Origin of the sequence: Gemmiger formicilis, assembly GCF_016901605.1 — a bacterium.
Lineage (GTDB): Bacteria > Bacillota > Clostridia > Oscillospirales > Ruminococcaceae > Gemmiger > Gemmiger formicilis_B.
Map to the genome: position 1 here is coordinate 1 of NZ_JACJKP010000292.1, position 1,794 is coordinate 1,794.

Consider the following 1,794-nt stretch of genomic DNA (forward strand, 5'->3'; position numbering starts at 1 on the left):
GGCAGCGGCGCTGCATCGTCCCTGGCAGGATTGGACCCTTGTTTCGGCGCATGGTGTACAGTGTGACGCGGTAACAGCGGTGCTGCAGGGGAAACCGACTTTCTTTTTAACCGGCGGAAGACTGGGAGTTCCGCAACTTTGCAAACAACTGACGGAAGCCGGATTGGGGGATCTTGCCGTTACGGTAGGAAAAAACCTGAGTTATCCGGATGCTTCTGTCCGCACCGGCCGTGCAGCAGAGATGGCAAAGCAAGATTTTGGTCCTTTGTGTGTACTGCTGACCGAAGCTGTACAGCAGCCGCCCCGGCGCTCCCCGGGGTGGCCGGATACATGGTTTGAACGCGGTAAAGTGCCTATGACCAAACGCTTTGTACGGGCGGCTGCCATAGCCGCTTTGGGTATACAGCCGGAAGATGTTTTGTGGGATGTCGGTGCCGGTACAGGAAGCGTCAGCGTAGAATTGGCTGCGGCTGCCCAAAAGGGCAGCGTTTATGCTGTAGAGTGCGAACCGTCTGCGCTGGAACTGATCAGGAACAACCGGCAAAAATTCCATACCTGGAACCTACACACAGTGGAAGGCTATGCACCGCAAGTTCTGGAAAATCTCCCTGCACCGGATGCGATTTTCGTCGGCGGCAGCAAAGGGGAGATATCCGCGATCCTGTCGGCGGCACTTGCCAAAAATCCACAGGCACGCATTTGTGTAAGCTGTATTGCGCTGGAAACACTGGAGGCAGTCCTTGCTTTTTGCCGTGAACATAATCTTGAGCCGCAAGTTGTGCAGCTTGCGGCCAGCCAGGCGAAACCGATGGGATGTTTGCATCTGATGATGGCGCAAAATCCGGTGTTTTTGGTAACGGTGCATTGTGATGATTGAGTGTATGATTGCCGCGCCCCAGTCAGGTGGCGGAAAAACCGTTATGACCTGTGCTTTGCTGGCGGCGTTGAAACAGAAAGGATTATCTCCCTGCGCATTTAAATGCGGTCCGGATTATATTGATCCTATGTTTCATCGGTCTGTACTGGGGTTGGAAAGCCACAATCTGGATTTGTTCCTCTCTTCAGAGGAAACGGTACGAACCCTTTTCACCCGGTATTCCTCCGGCCATGGTGCCGCGGTGTGCGAAGGTGTTATGGGGTTTTATGACGGCTTGGGGGGGACGACAACTCGTGCCAGCGCCTGGCACCTGGCCGATGTCTTAAACCTGCCGGTACTTCTGGTTTTGCGCCCTAAGGGCGCAAGCCTGACATTGGCCGCCATGGTACGCGGGTTGCAGCAATTTCGCCGTAAGAATCATTTGGTGGGAATTTTACTGAATGATTGCAAACCGATGCTTTATCAATCATTGGCTCCAATGCTCGAGAAAGAAACGGGCCTTCCGGTTCTGGGATATTTGCCGCCGATGGAACAGGCTGCATTCCAAAGCCGCCATTTGGGTTTATATACTGCCGAAGAAATAGCAGATGTGAGTCAGCGAATTGAGCAGCTGGGCCAACAGGCCGAAAAGACATTGGACTTGCCCGGAATTCTGGCGCTTTGTCAGCGTCCTGACCGGTGTTATGCAAAGGAATCTGTGACAGCATCAAAACGGCCCCGGATTGCTGTGGCGCGGGACGAGGCTTTTTGCTTTTGTTATGCAGAAACATGGGATACTCTGCAGGATACCGGGGCGCAGTTGATTCCTTTCAGTCCTCTGCATGATGCGGACCTGCCGGAGCATTGCGGAGGCGTGTATCTCCCGGGCGGATATCCCGAACTGTACGCGGAAGCACTCAGCCAAAACGTTTCCATGC

At 54.1% G+C, this 1,794-nt stretch carries 2 protein-coding genes; both read left to right on the forward strand.

Annotation, left to right across the window (positions count from 1 at the left end; translation table 11 throughout):
• Nucleotides 1-877 (forward strand): precorrin-6Y C5,15-methyltransferase (decarboxylating) subunit CbiT (gene cbiT / locus H6B10_RS14285; protein ID WP_204652210.1); only part of this gene is annotated, 877 nt, incomplete at its 5' end.
• Nucleotides 870-1,794: cobyrinate a,c-diamide synthase (locus tag H6B10_RS14290; protein ID WP_204652211.1), on the forward strand; the 925-nt coding region annotated here is incomplete at its 3' end. The genes cbiT and H6B10_RS14290, both read left to right, overlap by 8 nt.